The sequence below is a fragment of the Gallaecimonas kandeliae genome (assembly GCF_030450055.1).
Classification (GTDB): domain Bacteria; phylum Pseudomonadota; class Gammaproteobacteria; order Enterobacterales; family Gallaecimonadaceae; genus Gallaecimonas; species Gallaecimonas kandeliae.
Genome location: NZ_CP118480.1, coordinates 2171627 through 2188257, shown reverse-complemented (window position 1 = coordinate 2188257; position 16631 = coordinate 2171627). Strand labels below are relative to the sequence as shown.

Sequence of the window (16631 nt, the reverse complement as noted above, 5' to 3'; positions counted from 1 at the left end):
CGAGATAACAGAAGAGAGAGGAAAGGGATGACGGCGAGAACCCAAAACCTGAAGACCGGCAGCGGCGAACGCATCGCCGTCGTGGCCGGTCTGCGTACGCCTTTTGCCCGCCAGGCCACCTATTACCACGGGGTGCCGGCGCTGGATCTGGGCAAGATGGTAGTCAACGAACTGCTGACCCGCAGCGAGCTGGACCCCAAGCTGGTGGACCAACTGGTGTTCGGCCAGGTGGTGCAGATGCCGGAAGCCCCCAACATCGCCCGTGAAATCGTGCTGGGCACCGGCATGAATGTGCACACCGACGCCTACAGCGTGTCCCGTGCCTGCGCCACCTCCTTCCAGTCCACCGTCAACGTGGTGGAATCCATCCTCAGCGGCACTGTGGAGATCGGCATCGCCGGCGGCGCCGACTCCTCCTCTGTGCTGCCGATTGGGGTATCCAAGAGCCTGGCCCGCGCCCTGGTGGATCTGACCAAGGCCCGGACCCTTGGCCAGAAATTCCAGATCTTCCGCCGCCTGGGCCTCAAGGATCTGCTGCCGGTGTCACCGGCCGTGGCCGAATACAGCACTGGCCTGTCCATGGGCGATAACGCCGAGCAGATGGCCAAGAGCCACGGCATCAGCCGGGCTGCGCAAGACGAGCTGGCCCACCGCTCCCACAGCCTGGCCGCCAAGGCCTGGGCCGACGGCCTGCTGCGTGACGAAGTGATGGTGGCCCACGCCGAGCCTTACAAGGGCTTCTTGGACAAGGACAACAACGTCCGCGAAAACTCCGAACTGGCCAGCTACGCCAAACTGAAGCCGGTCTTCGACCGCAAGTTCGGCTCAGTGACGGCCGCCAACGCCACCCCGCTCACCGACGGTGCTTCGGCCGTCATACTGATGCGCGAGGGCAGGGCCAAGGAACTGGGCTACGAGCCCCTGGGCTACATCCGCTCCTATGCCTTTGCCGCCATCGACGTCTGGGAAGACATGCTGATGGGCCCCTCCTACGCCACACCCATGGCCCTGGACCGCGCCGGCATCACCCTGGCGGATCTGACTCTCATCGAGATGCACGAGGCCTTCGCCGCCCAGACCCTGGCTAACGTCAAGATGTTCGCCTCCGACAAATTCGCCCGTGAGAAGCTGGGCCGCGACAAGGCCACAGGGGAGATCGACATGGACAAGTTCAACGTGCTGGGCGGCTCCATCGCCTATGGCCACCCCTTCGCCGCCACCGGCACCCGCATGATCACCCAGACCCTGCGTGAGCTGAAACGCCGCGGCGGCGGCCTGGGTTTGACCCCCGCCTGCGCCGCCGGCGGCCTGGCCGCCGCCATGGTACTGGAGGCCGAATAATGACTGACAAGACTTTCAGCTTCGAGCTGCGCGAAGACGGCATCGGCATCATCAGCATGGATGTGCCAGGCGAGTCCATGAATACCCTGAAAGCCGCCTTCGCCGAGGAGATCCGTGCCATCCTCGACCAGATCCGCCACGACAGCGCCGTCAAGGGCCTGGTGCTGGTGTCCGGCAAGCCCGACTCCTTCATCGCCGGCGCCGACATCGGCATGCTGGATAAATGCGAGACCAGCGAGGATGCCGAGGCTCTGTCCAAAGCCGGCCACGCCATCTGCGCCGAATTGGAGGCCCTGAAGGTGCCGCTGATCGCCGCCATTCACGGCCCCTGCCTTGGCGGTGGCCTGGAGTTGGCCATGGCCTGCCATGGCCGGGTCGCTTCCGACTGGGACAAGACGGCCCTGGGCCTGCCGGAAGTGCAGCTGGGCCTGCTGCCTGGCTCCGGTGGTACCCAGCGCCTGCCGCGCCTGGTGGGGATCCAAAAAGCCCTGGACATGATGCTGACCGGCAAGCAGCTGCGCCCCAAGCAGGCCAAGAAGACCGGCCTGGTGGACGAAGTGGTACCGAAAAGCATACTGCTGGACGTGGCCATAGCTTTGGCCAAGAAAGGCAAGCCGCAGCGCGTGGGCGTCAAGCATGGTCTCAAGGACAAGCTGCTGGAAGACAACGGCGTCGGCCGCAACATCGTCTTCGATCAGGCCCGCAAGGCGGTACTGAAGAAGACCGGCGGCCATTACCCGGCGCCGCTGAAGATCATCGACTGCGTGCGCGTCGGCATGACCGACGGCATGGCGGCGGGCCTGGCCGTCGAAGCCAAACATTTCGGTGAACTGGTCAAGAGCCCCGAGAGCAAGCAGCTGCGCGGCCTCTTCTTCGCCACCACCCAGATGAAGAAGGAAACCGGCGCCGAAGGCGTGGCGCCCAAGAAGGTCCACAAGGCGGCGGTCTTGGGCGGCGGCCTGATGGGCGGTGGTATCGCCAACGTTACCGTCACCAAGGCCGGCATCCCCACCCGCATCAAGGACATCTCCGAGCAGGGCATCAGCCACGCCTACAAGTACAGCTATGACCTGCTGATGAAGAAGGTCAAGCGTCGCCATCTGAGCAAGGCCCAGGCCCAGAAACAGATGATGATGCTGAGCGGCGATACCCAGTACCGTGGCTTCCACGACGTGGATCTGGTGGTCGAGGCGGTGTTTGAGGACTTAGAACTCAAACACCAGATGGTCAAGGATGTGGAAAGCCATTGCCGCCCCGACACCATCTTTGCCTCCAACACTTCCTCCCTGCCCATAGGGCAGATAGCCCAGGCGGCTGAGCGCCCCGAGAACGTCATTGGCCTGCACTACTTCTCGCCCGTGGACAAGATGCCCCTGGCCGAGATCATCGCCCATGAAGGGACCTCGCCCCAGACCATCGCCACCACAGTCGCCTTCGCCCGCCGCCAGGGCAAGACGCCGATCGTGGTGAAGGACGGCGCCGGCTTCTATGTCAACCGTATCCTCGGCCTCTACATGAACGAGGCGGCCTACCTGCTGATGGAAGGGGAGCCGGTGGAGAAGCTGGACAAGGCTTTGACCGCCTTCGGCATGCCGGTTGGCCCCATGACGCTGCTGGACGAAGTGGGCATAGACGTGGGCGCCAAGATAGCCCCCATCCTCGAGAAGGAGCTGGGCGAGCGCTTCCAGGCACCGGCCGCTTTCGACAAGCTGCTGGCTGACGGCCGCAAGGGCAAGAAGGTCCAGAAGGGCTTCTACCAATACAAGGACTTGCCCAGGTCTTGGAACCCCTTCAAGAAACAATCCAGGAAGCCGGTGGACGAGTCCGTCTACCAGGTGCTGGGGATCAGCCCGGCCGGCAAGCTGGATCCTGAGGCCATCGCCGAGCGCACCCTGCTGCAGATGCTCAACGAGGCGGCCCGCTGCCTGGAGGAAGGCATCATCCAGAGCGCCCGTGACGGCGACATAGGTGCCATCTTCGGCATCGGCTTCCCGCCTTTCCTGGGCGGCCCCTTCCGCTATATGGACAAGCTGGGTGCCAAGGCGGTGGTGGCCAAGCTCAAGGCCCTGGAGAGCCAGCACGGCGGGCGCTTTACCCCCTGCGCGCTGCTGGAGAAGATGGCCGAGGAAGGCGGCAGCTTCTATCAGGATTGATGATGAAAAGGGGAAGCTGTGCTCCCCTTTTTTGTCGGCCTGCTGGCTGCCATGGCCTGGTCATAAAATCGCCGCCGTGCTAAACTGCGCGCCTTCGCTGTAAGAGGTATTCCATGTCCTGGTTGCTGTTGCCTTTCCTGTCCCCAGTCTTTGCCTTGTTGTTCTATGTGGAAGCTTGGAAAGGGGGGATAAGGCCCAATCACTGGGCGCTGGTGGGCTTTTTTGCAGGTCCCCTGGCCTGGCCCATGCTGCAGGCCAGCAAACGCCTCTGGTGGCGGAAAGTCTGCGGCTTTTCCGGGGTCCTGTTCCCGGCCTGAAGAACAGCGAAAAGAAAAGGCGCCTAAGGCGCCTTTTTTCATATCAGGACCACCACCGCTGGGCCGGGGTCACCGTAATTGCCAGTGTCTCCAACCCTTCAGGCAGCCTGCTGCGCCTATGGCGCTTGTTAAGCCAAGCCTTCAGAAGGGTAAACATGGTTAGATCCCAACTTCTTCATCTGTCATCGCTGTAGCCGTGACTTGGATGCCGGCTGAAGATTTCAGCTGCACAGGGTCATTACCCGAAGTGGTGACTTGACCAGAGAAGAAGTTCAGCAAAGTACTCAGCAGAATAACGTTAAACATGTCGGTATCCTCTTAATGATTGCAATAGGGTCGAGCAATCATTAGCGATACAAACTACATGCCAATATCTAAAAGCTTTAACGTTTCAGCCGCACCACCTCGGCCGGGCCCAATTTCCCGCCCCTTTTGATTAACAATTGCTCGAAGTCCATTGCAGCCATGGGTTTACCGAACAGGAATCCCTGGCAGACAGGGCAATTGAGGTTGCGCAGCGCCAACAATTGCTCCTCGGTTTCCACCCCTTCTGCCACCACATGGAGTTCCATGTTCTTGGCCAGGGAAATAATGGCGGCGGTCAGGCTGCGGGCGCTGGAATCTACCGTCAAATCCTTGACGAAGGACCTGTCGATTTTCACGCTGGTGACAGGGAATTGGCGTAAATGGGAGAGGGAGGAATAGCCAGTCCCGAAATCATCCATGGCCAGGGTAATACCCCTTTCACGAAGCCTTTCCATTACGGCTATGGCACGGATGGGATCCTCCATCATGGCCCCTTCGGTAATTTCCAGCTCCAACATGTGTGGTGGCAGGCCACAGTTTTCCAGGACCTCGTCGATACGGGCTACCAGATCCTGCTGACGGAATTGCCGCGCCGAGAGGTTGATTGCGATACGGCCGGGGAAAAGCCCATGGTCATACCATTTTTTGACCTGTTGGCAACTGGCGTTTAGCACCCAGGCGCCCAGGTCGAGGATGAGACCACTTTCCTCGGCAATGGGGATAAAGTCGGCAGGAGAGATATAACCCCCTTTGCCGTCGGGCAGCCGCAGCAGGGCCTCGGCCCCTTTGCATTGGCCGCTGAAGGTATCGGCCTTGGGCTGGTAAAAGACCTCGAACAGGTTTTCGCGAAGCCCTTTCCTGACCCTGTTTTCCAAGGCCAGGCGGGCATGGGCTTGTTCGTTCATGGTACTGGAGAAGAACTGGCAGATGTCGCCACCCACGTGCTTGGCGTGGTACATGGCGGCGTCGGCGTTACGGAGCAGGTTTTCCGGGTTATCGCCGTCTTCAGGATAAAGCACGGCGCCTATGGCACTGGTCATGTTGATTTCTTCGCCGCGCAGGTAGAAGGGGGCGAAGAGTTGGCGATGCAGCAGGCCAGACAGGCGAGTCACTTCTTCCAGCTTGCCCAGGTTGTCGATGATGATGGCAAATTCGTCGCCGCCGAGGCGATAAAGGGCGTGGTTGGTGCCCAGCACATATTGCAGGCGGTCGGCGATTTCGATCAGCAACTGGTCGCCATACTGGTGGCCAAGGGAATCGTTGACCTGTTTGAAGTTGTTGAGATCCAGTACCAGCAGGGCGAAGGGCTGTTTACGCCTGACCAAGGTGGCCAAGGTCGTCATGAAGAAGCTGCGGTTGGGGAGGCTGGTCAGGGGGTCAGTGTTGGTCAGCCTTTCCAGTTCCCTTTCCTTTTCCTTGCGTTCGGAGATATCGGAGAAGACGGCAACGAAGTGATAAGAGTCCTTCTCTTCGTCCATGACCCTGTCGATGGTGATCTCTATGGGGTAGTAATCGCCGTCCTTGCGTTTGGCCTCCAGCTCGTCATGCCAGCGGCCTGACTTATCCAGGGTGGTTTTTATCTGCTCAAGGAAGCTGTCGCTATAGAGGGAGAAGTTCCAAGGTTTGCCGATAGCCTCGTCCCTGCTCAGACCGGTAATACGGGTAAAGGACTCGTTTATCTCCTGGATCACGAAGTCCGGTGATGTGATACAGATGGCGTCTGAGATGTTACGGAAGGATTGGGCCAGGAGTTTGAGCATCTCCTCCGTCTTTTTCAGCTTGGAGATGTTTTTTATGGTACCCGTCATACGAATGGGGGCACCTTTTTCGTTGTACTCGACGACCCGTCCCCTATCCAACAGCCAAATCCAGTCTTCATCTTTACCCTTTACGCGGTAGGCGATCTCGAACTCATCCTGCTCTCCCGAAAAGCAGGCGTTGAGCACTGATGTCACTCTAGGCAGATCTTTTGGGTAGATGTTATTTCTGTTATCCAAGCTCCGGACACCGTCGTCGGGAAGTTGCAGCGAGTCCCATATGTTGGAGCGGTAGATGTTGCCTTTCTCTATGTCCCAGTCCCAAAGCTCGTCGCCGCTGCCCCAGAGGGCCAATTTGAGACGTTCCTCGCTCTTCACTATTTTTGCGTGCTGCCGGCGCCTGGTCCTGACGATGGAGCTAATATGGGCGGCAATAAAGAACAGCAAGAAGGCATAGAAGCCTATGGCGATATTACTTCGCCACCAGGGAGGTAGTACTTGAATGATGATGGGGTCTGATTGAGCAATCACTTGACCGTTGTCGACTGCTCTGAAGATCAGGTGGTGACTGCCAGATTCCATTTTGCTAAGAACGAGCTTGTTTGAGCTGTCCAGTTCATACCAATGGTTATCAAAACTTGACAGCTGGTATTCAATTTCTGCCCTGTCCGGGAAAGGGGTGTTGACAAAGGAAAGCCCTATCGAAAGTGGGTATGCATGGTAGGGGACCGTAATTTCTCTGTCTTGGTTCAACTTGTCCAAAAGATCAAAACGTTCATCGCCAAATATCTTTAGATCCGAAATGGTGAGGGTGCCACTCAAGTTGTCTTTTTGAAGTGCAGGTAACCAAACCTGGGTATAACCTCCCGTTCCTCCAAGAAGAACAGTGTCTTGATCGAGCACTGTGATGGCCGTAGAGGTGTACTCCTGCAGGCCATTATAGCGGGAGTCGATAAGTGCGTAGCGGTTTAGGTCAAGCAAATTTTTACCAATTTCATAAAATCGGAAGCCTAAAGATGTGACTACTAAGAAAATGTCACCAACAGGCCTGGTGATGAGTTCGCTTGAATAGATTTCTTCACCAGGCTTGAGTTTTATCTTGAAGCTTCCTTTGCTCTTGATGTCGAGCAGAGAGCCATCCTTCTGCACTGCATAGATGGCATCTTTGTAGTTATGAATCCTCTTGGTCCAATTGCCATCTATTTTATCTTCGAAGCCACTCTTTAAATTTTTCCTGCAGAGACCTTCGGCTCCAGCAACATAGATGTTTTCTGAGGTTAGATTGACAGAATTGATGTAACCAGGATTGCACTTCTCTAGAGAAGATATACTGATTAATTTGGAATTTATTATTTTGTAAATATTATTGTTTTTGTCCGACAGCAACCAATAGCCAGAGTCAAACTTGGCGAAATTTATGTCATCCTTCACATATTTTTCTGTGATTTTACCATCGCGAAAGAGGTAAAAGCCTGCTTTGGTGATAGCTAGAAAACCGTTGTCGCCTGGAAAAATTCTTATCACTCCTGAATCATCAAGGTCAGTGATGTCGCCAGTTTGTAAGTTTTGACTATGGTAGCCGTTGTTATCCAAGAAGAAAAGCAGATTTCCAACATTTGCCAGAGACTTTATGTAGTAACCATCAGTATTGTCAAGAATATGATTCATTACTCCAGGTTTTATTTGTTTTAATACGAATAACCCGCTGGTATGAGTACCGATATAAAGGTCCGAACCATCCTTGAAAAGAGACCAGGATTTTCCTGACTGCAATAGTATTTCCTTGCTGTCCTGCAGAACGAAGGTGCCGTTGTCAGTTGCAAGTACATAACTGCCATCTCCTTCTTGTAAAAAATCGTGAGTTTTTTGCTTTGAAAGGCGATGAGTCCCATTCTTGTTAGAGAAGTAGAATCCTCCTTCCGAAGCAACAAAATAACCGTCGGTTGTCGTTTTTATTTTGTTTATATTGCTGCCAAATTCCTTTGTGTTCTGGAAGTTACTCCAGTGATTTGTGGCAGTAAAAAAGCCATCGGCATAGGTCCCGATCAAGTATTCACTCTTGTATGGCTCGACCGATTTTACTTGAGCTAGTGGGTAGTGACTCTCTATCTTTTCTTTTTCTGGAAAATAGAGATAAAGCATTTCAGTTGTACCAACAAGGATTTCCTTGTCGGAGATGGGGGTTACTGACCAAATTGTCTTTCCCTTAAATGCATTAACGATAGTGAAAACAGAGCGATCCTTTTCTTTTTTAAGTAGCCCTCCTTGAGTTCCCACCCAAATTTTTCCGGATTTATCGACGGTGATATTTCGAATGAAGGCTGATTGGAGAGGAAATAGCTCGCTTCCGGGCAGATAGTTTGTAATGTTGCTGCCGTCATAACGGCTCAATCCCCCGGCCGTTGCCAACCAGAAAAAACCTTCGTTGTCTTTAGCAATATCGAATACCGTTACCTGGGGCAGGCTGTCTTCCTTGGACACTTTCTTGTAGGTGTAGAAGGCGGGGGGCGATGAGGTGGATGACCATGCTTGTGGCATGTTAAAGACACAAAGGGCAAGCGCAAAGTGGATTGTGATTGTTATTGCTTTTCGCCACATCAGGGCAACCTGGGCCGAGGTGTATAAGTTCAGTACTTCCTTATAACTTAGGCACCTAGGGCTGTCAAAGGCGCCTCGGTAAGTTGATGAAGACGTAGGCTGAAATCAGTCTCCCAGGCCCGCTCGGTACAGGGAGGAAGATTGAAATTAGGGTGGGCAGGCGCATTTTTGAACCGATTTGTAGCAGTACGACCGAAAGCGAGGAGATTTTCCCCACAGTTTGTTTTGATTATTGAAGACGAATGCCCCTCTGGCGCCAGCCTCAGGAAAGAGGCCAGTGCTGCTGATGGGATTGGCTCTTGAACAGCGCCAGGTCGGTAATGAGGCGATAACCTTCCAAGGGCTGCAGGTTGCGGTGCCGCTCGCCGACGCTGGCCAGCAGCAGCCTGTCCGACTGCTTGGCCTTGAGGCGCTTGACCATCATCCGGATCAGCTGGGTACGGCTGAAACCTTTGACGGCCGCGGCCAGCCGCTGGCGCCAATCGAAGGTGAGATCCCCCTGGCCTATGGCGTGCCAAAGTCTGGCGCTGCGGTCTGCCAAGGTGGCGTCGGGCTGGGCCAACTGATGCAGCAAAACCCCTTTGGCGGCCCGCCATTGCCCTTCGGTCAGGCCCAGCAGCAGCAGGGAAAAGTCCGCGATGAAGTCGTCTATGGCGTCCAGCAGCTGCACCGGGCCAGCCACCGGGCTCTGCACATAGAAGAGCAGCCCCGGCAGGCGCTGCATGGGAAAGAGGCTGATCCCCAGCAGGTACCCCAGTTGTTGCTTGTTGCGAAGCTCGTCGAAGAAGGTGGCACTCATCAGCTGCTGGGCCAGCATGAAGAAGGCATGCTCGGTGGCCGAAGCCCGGTGGCCTTGGTAGTAGACCAGCAGCGCCGAGTCGGGGTGCTCCACGGCCCGGGTTCGCAGCAGGGGGCCGCGCTGCTGCAAGGTAATGACCCGGCGTGTCGGTTCGCTGCCAGCGGCTCTCGAGGTCACTTCCTCCAGCCAGGGCTCCACTTCCTCGAGGGGGGCGCTGCCATGGACCAGGCCTTCGACGAAAAGCGAGCCCGTCACCAGCGCCTTGTGCTCGAGCAGATCCTCGTAATCCAGGGTGACCATTTCTTGCGCCAGGCGCTCATAGCCGGGGTGGGACGGCTGCAACAGCCTTGTCAGCTCGGCCAGCAGCTGCTGCACCGGTTTCTGCTGCTTTAGTGAGCGGTATTGGCGCAGCAGGGCCTGGCGGCAAAGCTCCATCACCCCTTGGGGCGGGGCCTTGTCCAGCAGCCGCTGGGTGATGTGGCTGAACAGCCGGTGCTGGCGGCCGAGAATGCCCCCCAGTTGCAGTGTGATGCCTGCCTGCTGTGGGTAGAGTTGCCAGTTGAGCCCCGCCAGCTCGGCATCGTAGAGCTCGCCGCCCAGGGATTCCGAGACCATGTCCAGCCAGAGGCGGGTGAGGGCGATGTGTTTGGGCGACTGCATGGCCCAGGGGCTTTCCATGGCCAGGTAGAGATGACCCTTGGGCAGCCTGAAATCCGGGTCCTGCCAGTGCCAGAGGCGCTGGTGGGGGCCCCGGTTGACCTTTTCCGGCTTGTTCTGCACCCGGCCGAGGGGGGCCGGATCCGGCGCCTGTCCCAGGAAGGGGTTAGGCCCCGGCAGTCGCAACTCGGCGATGAGGGAGGGGTGCTTCCAGCGGCCCAGCCATTCTTTGCTGATGGGCCTGGTCAGGAAAGGGGTGTGGTACCAGGGGGCTTCCATTTCCCCCTCCACCGAAGGTGAGACCAGCCCCAGGCGCAGGTTGTCCGGGCTGAGGAAGTCCAGCCAATAGGAAACCCGCAGCGGGTCGAATCCCGCCATCACGAAGTCGCCGTAGAGCACATCTTCGGGTGGGAATTGCAGCAGGTTCACCGCCAGGTGGCTGCTGTAGTCCATGGGTTCAGTGACTTCCATCAGCCGGAAGGACTGCTCCGCCAGCTGCTGGCGCTCCTTGAATCGCCACTCTTCCAGTCCCTGGTCGCGGATCAGCGCCAGCATGGCAAAGAGGGCCTCGACGATCTCCGCCTGGCGGCCTTCCCCTTCTTCGGTGAGCAGGAACTGCACCGCATATTCGCGAAAGCCGCTGCCGCTGATGCCGCCACCGGCAGACATGGCCTCCACCCAATTCTTGGCTTTGAGGTAGGCCAGCAGGCTGCCCGGTCCTTCATGCCCCAACAGGTGGCTGATGAAAGTCAGGGGTTTTTGGCGGTACTCGGCCTGCACCGAGGGCAACGGGAAGTTCACCGCCAGGCGCCGCTGCTCTTTCAAAGGGCGGGCCGAGACTTGGAAGGGCAGGCTCTGGTAGAGGCGGGTGCCTTCCCAGAAGGCAGGCACCTTGTGGCCGCTGGGCAGCTCCGAAAAATAGCTGTGGGCCCAGGAAGAGAGTTCTGCCACGGCTTGGGGGCCGTAGAGCACCAGGGTCATGTTGCCGGCATGGTAGTGACGCTCGAATAGATCCCTGGCCTCGGCGGCCAGCTCGGCTGGGTCCCCGGCCAGGGTCTCGAGGTTGCCCACCGAGAACTTGCTGAAGGGATGCTCGGGGTTCACCACCGCCTTGTGCACCTGGTAGATGCGGCGGGTGTCGTCCTGGATCTTCAACCGGTATTCGGCGTCGATGGCGTGCCTTTCCTTGTCAACGGCATCGGGGGAGAGCAGGGGGCAGACGAAGAAGCGGGAGAAGCGCCATAGTGCCTCGGCGAAATGCTGTGGCTGGACGTCGAAGAAATAGCTGGACTGCTCTGTGCCTGTCCAGGCGTTGTGGTTGCCGCCCGCTTCCTGGATGAAGTTTTGATACTCCCCTGCGCCTGGGTGCGTATCCGTGCCCAGGAACAACAGGTGCTCGACAAAGTGGGCCAGGCCTTCCCTGTGAGCAGGGTCGAAGAAATGCCCCACCCGCACGGCCACTGCCGCCGCCGCCCTGTGGCTCTTGGCGTCCTCCACCACCAGTACCGGCAGGCCGTTGGCCAGGGTGATGTGTCGGTAAGTACGGTGATCGAAAGGACTTTTACGCACAGTTGCCCCTGTTGGGAGGTCGAATAGACATTATGACCGCCCTTATCGAGATTGGAAACGCCGATACCTTTCTGTACACTGCGCGACCATCTTTGTTGGGAGAAAAAAGATGCAGATCCTGGTCATGCGCCATGGCGAAGCGGAGCCACAGATAGCCCGTGACGCCGAGCGCCGCCTCACCGAATACGGTCAGCACCAGGCATTGGCCCAGGGCCAATGGCTCAAAAGCCAGGGCTGGCAACCGGATGCCCTCTGGGTCAGCACCTACCTGCGGGCCCAACAGACGGCCGACCAGGTGGTGGCTGGCCTTGGCCTGGCGCCGCCGCGGCTGGTGTTGCCCGAGCTGGTGCCGGCCGGAGACATCGAAGCCGTGGCCGACCTATTGGCCGGCTCCCCGGAGCTGAAGCGGGTGCTCATCGTCTCCCATATGCCGCTGGTGTCCTACCTGGTGGAAAGGCTGGTGCCGGGGGAGATGCCCATGGCTTTTGCCACGGCCCAGATCGTGGTGATCGACATCGAGGACGGCAAAGCCAGCATCAGCCTGCGGCAGTTTTCCTCAGTGGACTGAGTCCACCAGCACCAACAGCGCCCCCTGGCCGCCGTATTCGAGGGGGGCCGAGTGCATGGCCATCACCCTGGGGTGCTGGGCCAGCCAGGCCGGCACCTGCCGCTTCAAGGTTCCGCCCCCTATGCCGTGCAGTACACAGAGGCAGAACACCTGATCTTTGACAGCCCTGTCGATAAGGGCAGCCAGCTCCAGCTTGGCTTCCTCGCGGTTCATGCCGTGCAGATCCAGGGTCATCTCGGGCGCATAGTCGCCGCGCCGCAGTTTTTTCAGCTCTCCCGCCGAAACTCCTTCACGGACATGGTTAGGCCAGTTCTCGCCGAAATGGGGTTGGTAGCTGTCGGAAAAATAGAAGCTCGCCTCACGGGCCGCCTTCTGCTCGGCCAGCTGCCGCTTCTTGGGGCGTCGCGGGCGCTCGTGGCCTATGGTATCCTGCGCCAGCGGCCGGGTTCCGGCCATGGCCTCGAGGAAAAGGGCCTGCTCGTCGTTGTCGATGGGGGGCTTTTTCATGGGGCCATAGTGTAGCCCAGCGTGGTGCCGGGCTGAAATGGGAGGCAGAGTTGGACAAGATTTTTCTGGATGAGGCCGTCGCCGAGCTTCATACCATTCAGGACATGATCCGTTGGGCAGTCAGCCGTTTTAGCGCCGCCAACATCTATTACGGCCACGGTACCGACAACCCCTGGGACGAAGCCGTCGCCCTGGTGCTGGCCAGCCTCTACCTGCCCATGGACATCGACAACGACACCCGTCATGCCCGCCTGACCCTGTCCGAGCGTCAGCGCATCGTCGAGCGCATCATGGTGCGCATCCAGGAACGCAAGCCGGTGCCTTACATCACCAACCAGGCCTGGTTCTGCCACATGCCCTTTTATGTGGACGAGCGGGTGCTCATTCCCCGTTCTCCCATAGGCGAACTCATCGAGAACCAGTTTTCTCCCTGGCTGGACGGCCGCGAGGTGACCCGCATCCTGGATCTCTGCACCGGCTCCGGCTGCATCGGTATCGCCTGCGCTCACCATTTCCCCGAAGCGGAAGTGGATATCACCGATCTGTCCAAGGACGCCCTGGCGGTGGCCGAGCGCAACATCGAAGAACACGGCCTGCTGCACCAAGTGACCCCCATCCACTCGGATCTGTTCCGCGCCATTCCGGAAGGGGAGAAGTACGACCTCATCGTCACCAACCCTCCCTACGTGGACGCCGAGGACATGGGTGACCTGCCGAACGAATACCACCATGAGCCCGCCGTGGCCCTGGCCGCCGGTAGCGACGGCCTCAAGCTGGTCAACCGCATCCTCGCCAACGCCGGCAAGCACCTCAAAGACGGCGGCATCCTCATCTGCGAAGTGGGCAACAGCGAAGTGCACATGAACCACCAGTATCCCGAGCTGCCCATCACTTGGCTCGAGTTCGAGCGCGGCGGCAGCGGCGTCTTCCTGATCACCAAGGAAGATCTGGACGCACACGCGGACCTGTTCAGCCTCTACAAGGATTAAGGATGGCCGGTAATACCTTCGGGACTATCTTCACCGTCACCACCTTCGGCGAGAGCCACGGCCTGGCCCTGGGGGCCATCGTCGACGGCTGCCCCCCTGGCCTGGAACTGACCGAAGCGGACTTGCAGCACGACCTCGACCGCCGCCGCCCCGGCAGCTCGCGTTACACCACGCCGCGCCAGGAGGCCGACCAGGTCAAGATCCTCTCCGGCACCTTCGAGGGCAGGACCACAGGCACCCCCATAGGGCTGCTCATCGAGAACACCGACCAGCGCTCCCAGGATTACTCGGAGATAGCCAGGCAGTTCCGCCCCGGCCACGCCGACTATGGCTACCACCACAAGTACGGCCTGCGCGACTACCGCGGCGGTGGCCGCTCCAGCGCTCGCGAGACCGCCATGCGGGTGGCCGCCGGTGCCATCGCCAAGAAGTGGCTGGCCCAGCAGGGCGTGACCATTCGCGGCGCCCTCACCGCCATGGGCGAGGTGGACTGCCCTGTGGTGGACTGGAGCCAGGTGGAACAGAACCCCTTCTTCTGTGGTGACGAGAGTAAGCTGGCGTCCCTGGACGAGCTGCTGCGCGCCATCAAGAAAGAAGGCGATTCCATCGGCGCCAAGCTGGTGGTGGAAGCCAGCGGCGTGCCTGTCGGCCTGGGGGAGCCGGTCTTCGACCGCCTGGACGCCGACATTGCCAAGGCCATGATGTGCATCAACGCCGTCAAGGGCGTGGAGATAGGGGACGGCTTTGAGGCCGCCCGCCAGCGCGGTTCACAGCATCGCGACGAAATAACCCCAGAGGAAGGCTTCTTGACCAACCATGCCGGTGGCATCCTCGGTGGCATCAGCACAGGCCAGACCATCAGCGTCAACATCGCCCTCAAGCCCACCTCCAGCATCAAGGTGCCGGGGCGCAGCATCGACGTGGACGGCAATGCCGTCGAAGTGGTCACCAAGGGCCGCCACGACCCCTGTGTCGGCATCCGCGCCGTGCCCATCGCCGAGGCCATGCTGGCCCTGACCCTGATGGATCACTGGCTGCGCCACAGAGGACAGACCGGACGCATTTGAGTCGTATGCACCAATACCCAGACCTCATCTCGCTCTTCAATGCCACCTTCCTCGCCAGCCACAATACCGAGCTGGTGAGGGGCGATGACGAGCCCATCTACCTGCCGGCAGACGGCGAGCACCCTCACCACAGGGTGGTTTTCGCCCACGGCTACTACGCCTCGGCGCTCCACGAAATCGCCCACTGGTGCCTGGCCGGCGACCAGCGCCGCGAGCTGGTGGATTACGGCTACTGGTATTGCCCGGACGGCCGCGATAACGCCCAGCAAAAGGCTTTCGAGGAAGTGGAGGTCAAGCCCCAGGCCATCGAATGGGGCCTTTGCGCCGCCGCCGGTTTCCGCTTCAATGTCAGCACCGACAACTTGAACGGCAGCGCCGAGCCGGACCGCCAGGGTTTCCAGCAGAAGGTCCATGCCCAGGTGCTGGCCTACCTCGAGCACGGCTTCCCGCCGAGGGCGGCCCGCTTTATGGAAGTGCTGGCGGAATTCTATGGCCGCGGCCCTGTGACGGCGGCGGATTTTGGCTGGGAGCAGGCGGCATGAAGCTGGGCCTTATCATCAACCCCGTGGCCGGGGTCGGCGGCAGCGTGGCCCTCAAGGGCAGCGACGGCGTCGTCGAAGAGGCCCTGGCGCGCGGCGCCGTCAAGCAGGCCAACAACCGGACCCGCACAGCCCTCGAACCCTTGCTGGCCCTCAAGGACCAGCTCTCCTTCGTCACCGCCTCCGGCGAGATGGGGGCCGATCTGCTGGCCGAGATGGGCTTTACCTTCGAGGTGGCTTACCAGGCGCCCCTCGAGACCACGGCCGAGGATTCCAAGGCGGCGGCCCAGGCCTTGCTGGCGGCCCAGGTGGAGCTGCTGCTCTTTGCCGGCGGCGACGGCACGGCCAGGGACATCTGCTCTGTGGTGGAGGAAAAGCTGCCGGTACTGGGCGTGCCCGCCGGCTGCAAGATCCATTCTGGCGTCTACGCCGTCACTCCCAAGGCGGCCGGCGAACTCATCGCCTCCCTGCACCAGGGGGAGCTGTTGAGCCTCATCGAGGCGGACGTCATGGACATAGACGAAACCCAGTTCCGTGAAGGCGTGGTGCGGGCCAAGCGTTTCGGCGAGATGTGCATCCCGGCCTCGCTGCGCTATGTGCAGGCGGTCAAGCAGGGCGGCAAGGAATCGGACGAACTGGTGCTGCACGACATAGCGGCGGAAGTCATCAGCCGCATGGAGCCGGGCCGGCGCTACGTGATGGGCTCGGGCAGCACCGTCGCCTTCATCATGGCGGAGTTGGGCCTGCCTAACACCCTCTTGGGCGTGGACCTGGTGGAGGACGAGCAGCTTATTGCGAGCGATCTCACCGAAGCCCAGCTGTTCGAGGCCCTTCGCCCCGGCACCCAACTGGTGATCACCCTTATCGGCGGCCAGGGCCACCTCTTCGGCCGCGGCAACCAGCAGCTGAGCCCGCGCGTCATCCGCGCCATAGGCCGGGAGAACATCCTGGTGGTGGCCACCAAGCGCAAGCTCCAGGCCCTGGAGGGCCGGCCCCTTATCATCGATACCGGCGACGCGGCCTTGGACGTTGAGCTGACCGGCATCTATCCCATCATCACCGGCTACCGGGACAGCGTCATGTACCGGGCCGCCAACCCTACGGACTGACCATGGCCTACGACCAATTCCTCGACAACATCCAAGAGCAGCTGGACCAACTGGTGGTGACCGGCAATGACGACGAGCTCTTCGCCGGCGGCTACCTGCAGGGCCACGTCATGCTTTCCGCCGGGCAATACGAGCTGGAAGGGGACGAGCGCTGCGTCGACACCCTCAAGGGCCGGGTGCGCCAGAGCCTGGACGGCGCCATCGCCAACGGCGAACTCAATCCCCAGGATCAGCAATTGGTGGTAGGCCTCTGGGAGCGCCTCAGCCAATAAGGTAGCTACTGCGCTCGCCAATCTGGCGTTAAAAAGGCCCTGGGGAATGCTCATTTACGCTATGTAAACTCCGCTTCCCCAGG

At 59.6% G+C, this 16631-nt stretch carries 13 protein-coding genes; 9 read left to right on the top strand and 4 right to left on the bottom strand.

What is annotated here, in order from left to right; genetic code table 11:
• The first annotated feature begins 27 nt into the window (after positions 1–27).
• The 3 genes from fadI (at position 28) to PVT67_RS10770 (ending at position 3811) form a co-directional block, all read left to right on the top strand.
• Positions 28–1341 carry an acetyl-CoA C-acyltransferase FadI gene (gene fadI / locus PVT67_RS10780; RefSeq protein ID WP_301493589.1) on the top strand — a complete coding sequence of 438 codons (1314 nt, stop codon included), beginning with the start codon at positions 28–30 and terminating at the stop codon, positions 1339–1341.
• Positions 1341–3494, top strand: coding sequence for a fatty acid oxidation complex subunit alpha FadJ (fadJ, locus tag PVT67_RS10775; RefSeq protein ID WP_301493587.1), 2154 nt, complete (start codon positions 1341–1343; stop codon positions 3492–3494). The genes fadI and fadJ overlap by 1 nt, the downstream gene beginning before the upstream one ends.
• A 113-nt stretch (positions 3495–3607) precedes the next feature.
• A complete protein-coding gene (locus PVT67_RS10770) occupies positions 3608–3811 on the top strand; it encodes a hypothetical protein (RefSeq protein ID WP_301493584.1) in 204 nt (67 codons plus the stop codon).
• A gap of 159 nt (positions 3812–3970) precedes the next feature.
• On the opposite strand, the gene PVT67_RS10765 is transcribed toward PVT67_RS10770, so the two are convergent.
• The 3 genes from PVT67_RS10765 to PVT67_RS10755 all read right to left on the bottom strand — a co-directional run bounded on the left by PVT67_RS10765 (position 3971) and on the right by PVT67_RS10755 (position 11497).
• On the bottom strand, positions 3971–4117 hold the full coding sequence (locus PVT67_RS10765) for a hypothetical protein (RefSeq protein WP_301493582.1): 147 nt from the start codon (positions 4115–4117) through the stop codon (positions 3971–3973).
• A gap of 77 nt (positions 4118–4194) precedes the next feature.
• Positions 4195–8472: an EAL domain-containing protein gene (locus tag PVT67_RS10760; RefSeq protein WP_301493580.1), complete on the bottom strand. Its 4278-nt coding sequence runs from the start codon at positions 8470–8472 to the stop codon at positions 4195–4197.
• Between the two features lie 262 nt (positions 8473–8734).
• The gene (locus PVT67_RS10755; RefSeq protein WP_301493579.1) at positions 8735–11497 is read right to left on the bottom strand and encodes an insulinase family protein; all 2763 of its coding nucleotides are present in this window, start codon (positions 11495–11497) and stop codon (positions 8735–8737) included.
• A gap of 109 nt (positions 11498–11606) precedes the next feature.
• Here PVT67_RS10755 and sixA point away from each other — a divergent pair, with 109 nt between their 5' ends.
• The gene (sixA, locus tag PVT67_RS10750; RefSeq protein WP_301493578.1) at positions 11607–12065 is read left to right on the top strand and encodes a phosphohistidine phosphatase SixA; all 459 of its coding nucleotides are present in this window, start codon (positions 11607–11609) and stop codon (positions 12063–12065) included.
• Here the strand turns inward: sixA and smrB are convergent.
• Positions 12054–12572 carry an endonuclease SmrB gene (gene smrB / locus PVT67_RS10745; protein WP_301493577.1) on the bottom strand — a complete coding sequence of 173 codons (519 nt, stop codon included), beginning with the start codon at positions 12570–12572 and terminating at the stop codon, positions 12054–12056. The two genes, sixA and smrB, sit on opposite strands and share 12 nt — an antisense overlap.
• Positions 12573–12622: 50 nt before the next feature.
• On the opposite strand from smrB, the gene prmB reads away from it, so the two are divergent.
• From prmB to PVT67_RS10720, 5 genes are read left to right on the top strand one after another with little or no spacing between them, the layout of a single operon-like run.
• On the top strand, positions 12623–13561 hold the full coding sequence (gene prmB, locus PVT67_RS10740) for a 50S ribosomal protein L3 N(5)-glutamine methyltransferase (protein ID WP_301493576.1): 939 nt from the start codon (positions 12623–12625) through the stop codon (positions 13559–13561).
• A gap of 2 nt (positions 13562–13563) precedes the next feature.
• Positions 13564–14628 carry a chorismate synthase gene (gene aroC / locus PVT67_RS10735; protein WP_301493574.1) on the top strand — a complete coding sequence of 355 codons (1065 nt, stop codon included), beginning with the start codon at positions 13564–13566 and terminating at the stop codon, positions 14626–14628.
• A 5-nt stretch (positions 14629–14633) separates the two neighbouring features.
• Entirely contained in the window at positions 14634–15170 is a 537-nt protein-coding gene (locus PVT67_RS10730) for an elongation factor P hydroxylase (protein WP_301493572.1), read from the top strand.
• A complete protein-coding gene (locus PVT67_RS10725) occupies positions 15167–16276 on the top strand; it encodes an ATP-NAD kinase family protein (protein WP_301493571.1) in 1110 nt (369 codons plus the stop codon). The genes PVT67_RS10730 and PVT67_RS10725 overlap by 4 nt, the downstream gene beginning before the upstream one ends.
• Before the next feature lie 2 nt (positions 16277–16278).
• Positions 16279–16548, top strand: a complete 270-nt coding sequence (locus PVT67_RS10720; protein ID WP_301493569.1) for a YfcL family protein — start codon at positions 16279–16281, stop codon at positions 16546–16548.
• The last annotated feature ends 83 nt before the right edge of the window (positions 16549–16631 follow it).

What these genes read in the sequence shown, in the direction of transcription:
- fadI (WP_301493589.1), top strand. Translation starts at nt 28, where the DNA reads ATGACGGCGAGAACCCAAAACCTGAAGACCGGCAGCGGCGAACGCATC.
- PVT67_RS10760 (WP_301493580.1), bottom strand. Translation starts at nt 8,472, where the DNA reads ATGTGGCGAAAAGCAATAACAATCACAATCCACTTTGCGCTTGCCCTT.
- aroC (WP_301493574.1), top strand. Translation starts at nt 13,564, where the DNA reads ATGGCCGGTAATACCTTCGGGACTATCTTCACCGTCACCACCTTCGGC.
- sixA (WP_301493578.1), top strand. Translation starts at nt 11,607, where the DNA reads ATGCAGATCCTGGTCATGCGCCATGGCGAAGCGGAGCCACAGATAGCC.
- PVT67_RS10765 (WP_301493582.1), bottom strand. Translation starts at nt 4,117, where the DNA reads ATGTTTAACGTTATTCTGCTGAGTACTTTGCTGAACTTCTTCTCTGGT.
- PVT67_RS10770 (WP_301493584.1), top strand. Translation starts at nt 3,608, where the DNA reads ATGTCCTGGTTGCTGTTGCCTTTCCTGTCCCCAGTCTTTGCCTTGTTG.
- PVT67_RS10725 (WP_301493571.1), top strand. Translation starts at nt 15,167, where the DNA reads ATGAAGCTGGGCCTTATCATCAACCCCGTGGCCGGGGTCGGCGGCAGC.
- smrB (WP_301493577.1), bottom strand. Translation starts at nt 12,572, where the DNA reads ATGAAAAAGCCCCCCATCGACAACGACGAGCAGGCCCTTTTCCTCGAG.
- PVT67_RS10720 (WP_301493569.1), top strand. Translation starts at nt 16,279, where the DNA reads ATGGCCTACGACCAATTCCTCGACAACATCCAAGAGCAGCTGGACCAA.
- fadJ (WP_301493587.1), top strand. Translation starts at nt 1,341, where the DNA reads ATGACTGACAAGACTTTCAGCTTCGAGCTGCGCGAAGACGGCATCGGC.
- PVT67_RS10730 (WP_301493572.1), top strand. Translation starts at nt 14,634, where the DNA reads ATGCACCAATACCCAGACCTCATCTCGCTCTTCAATGCCACCTTCCTC.